Genomic DNA, 2,638 nt, shown 5'->3' with positions numbered 1-2,638 from the left:
AAATTCCTTTATATTAGGAATTTTTATTTCCCTAAAATGTTTGCTATATCAACTTTTTTTTTTTTTTGCAAAAAGTAATAAAATTTAAATAAAAAGAAAGGAATTAAATGAATCAAATCAAACAAATTAAGCAATTAGGAAAATACTCTTTAATTGTCGACATAATTTCTTATGTTTTTATTTTTGTTGCCATAGTTTTAAGTTATCAAATTAACTCTATTATTGGAGTTTCTAAACCAAAAAGCTTTGAAGCTGAAGTAGCAAACTATAAAACAAGAGATTTAATAGTGTTATTCACATTTATAATAGCTGGAATTATAGGATTTGTTGCTGTAATTTTTAAAATAATGGCAAGTGCACTAATATCTAACTTAAATAATACAAAATTAGCCGATGCTAAATTGTATTATGTATTATCTATTTTCTTTGGAATTATCTTTACTTTTATGGGTTATAAAAGACTTGAAGCATTCAAGTATGAAGAACCAATAGAACAGGAAGAAAGACTAAATATTAGAAATTTTTCACAAAAATATGACTCAAATTCTGCTCCTTATGCAAATAGTAATCCAAGATACGGAATAATAAGAGATCAAGAAGAAGATGTGCAAGAATATGAGAAAAATTATCAAATTCAAAATTTAAAAAAGACAAGTAGATTAACTTTAATTTTTGATATTGTTAATGCTGTTTTAATTTTTATTGCAATAATTACTATTGTTATCTCTTTAATCACTGCAGCTTCTGATGTTGCGAGTGGTTCTTATAACTATAATCCAAATTACGGTAGAAACGATAGTGATTTTGTAAGACATATAACAAAATTAGCAGGTGGAGTTATTTTTGCAATAGTTTTATTCGTTATTAGTGGAATACTTTCAATTTTAGTTTTTGTTTTAAAAATAATTACCGCTGTAAAGCTTTCTCATTTCAAAACACATAAATTAAGAACTGCACAAATATTTTTTATCTTATCTATCTTCTTTGGAATTATTTTTACAATAGTTGGTTTTGTTTATGTAAATAATTACAATGAACCAGTATTAGAAGATTAGTTTTCAAAATCGTAAATTAACTTGTTTATTTTAAATATGAACAAGTTTTTTAATTAAATGTTTTAAAATACAGGAATTTACTGTGTTTTAGAAAAAGGAGAAAAATGCATATTGAATATAAAAAAATTAAAACTCAATGTTTTTCAGTTGTTATATTGGATGTTATAAATGCTTTTCTGTTAATTGATTTAGCTGTTATTTATTGGATATTACACAACTCAAAATGAGCTGTAGAAATATTTTGACTTATTTATCTACTCTTAATAGGTCCTGCAACTACATTACCATTACTTTACTATAAAATTAAAGCAATAATATTGTTTTTTCCTTATAAAGAAAAAGAATTAATGATATCAAAATTATTTTTCTTAATATCTATCTTCTTAGGATTGATATTTTCTAGTATTGCTGTTCATTATTTTAGAAAGTCCAAAGAAATTAAATTAGAATACGGAATTGAAATTATGTAAAGAAAAATATAAAATAAATATAAAAAGAAACTCAATTTCCTGTATTTTTGTCCTATAAAACTAAAATTTATATAAAAGTTGTTTGCTATATCAACTTTTTTTTTTTTTTTGCAAAAAGTAATAAAATTGAAGTAAAAAGAAAGGAATTAAATGAATCAAATCAAACAAATAAAGCAATTAGGAAAGAATACTTTAATTATAGATATAATTGGTTTTTCTTTAATTTTTATAGCAATTATTCTAAATCTTTTGCTTTCTAATATTTTGGAAACAAGTTATTGACAACCATATAGAGAAATAAACTATCCGTCTTATTTAAAGACAAAGAATTTAATTATATTTACATTATTTATAATAGATACAATAATTTTTCTCATATCTATTATTTTTAAAATAATGATCATTTCAGAAATATCAAATTTAGGCAGTGAAAAATTAGCAGATGCAAAATTGTATTATGTATTATCAGTCTTCTTTGGAGTAATATTAACTTTAATAGCTTACAACAAGCTTGACAATTTTCAATACCAGGAAGAACAAAAAACAGAAGAAAAAATAAATTTGGAAACTTTTGAAGCATATGGTAAAAGTTTAGAACTTTCTAATATAAAAAGAATAAATAAATTCATTTTAAATTTTGAAATAGTTAATGCAATTTTAATCTTTATTGCAACTTTGATTGTTGTTATCTCTGTTGCTAATACTATTTTAAACGCAAGTAATGATAATCATAATTATTATAATCCATACGGATACAACTCATTTGAAACACATAAATTGGATTTAACAAAATTAGCAGGCGGAGTTATTTTTGCTATAGTATTGTTTGCTATTAGTGGAGCGTTTTCAATTATAATATTTGTTTTTAAAATAATTATTTGTGTAAAGCTTTCCCATTTCCAAGAACATAAATTAAAAACAGCACAATTATTTTATATATTATCTTTCTTCTTTGGAATTATTTTTACAATTATTGGATTTGTGCATATAAAAAATTATTATAAAGTAAATAACCAAAAAGAAACTTTAGCTTAAAAAAATTAACTTGTTTGTATTTAATATAAAGTGGGACAATTTATTGGGACACATTTTACCAGTGATATCACTGGTAAA

Annotated in this window: 3 protein-coding genes; all 3 read left to right on the top strand. The window is 22.7% G+C overall.

Annotation, left to right across the window (positions count from 1 at the left end; genetic code table 4):
* Positions 1 to 107 precede the first annotated feature (107 nt).
* The 3 genes from ACXX84_RS04105 to ACXX84_RS04095 all read left to right on the top strand — a co-directional run bounded on the left by ACXX84_RS04105 (position 108) and on the right by ACXX84_RS04095 (position 2,560).
* Positions 108 to 1,055 (top strand): hypothetical protein, encoded by a 948-nt coding sequence (locus ACXX84_RS04105; RefSeq protein ID WP_436358722.1) that lies wholly within the window; start codon positions 108 to 110, stop codon positions 1,053 to 1,055.
* Between the two features lie 104 nt (positions 1,056 to 1,159).
* Entirely contained in the window at positions 1,160 to 1,525 is a 366-nt protein-coding gene (locus ACXX84_RS04100) for a hypothetical protein (RefSeq protein WP_436358723.1), read from the top strand.
* 150 nt (positions 1,526 to 1,675) lie between these two features.
* Positions 1,676 to 2,560 (top strand): hypothetical protein, encoded by an 885-nt coding sequence (locus ACXX84_RS04095; RefSeq protein WP_436358724.1) that lies wholly within the window; start codon positions 1,676 to 1,678, stop codon positions 2,558 to 2,560.
* Positions 2,561 to 2,638: the final 78 nt, after the last annotated feature.

This window comes from Mycoplasma sp. AC157, from assembly GCF_054343415.1.
Note: the sequence above shows the minus strand (reverse complement) of the source record. Positions and strands in the feature narration are given on the sequence as shown.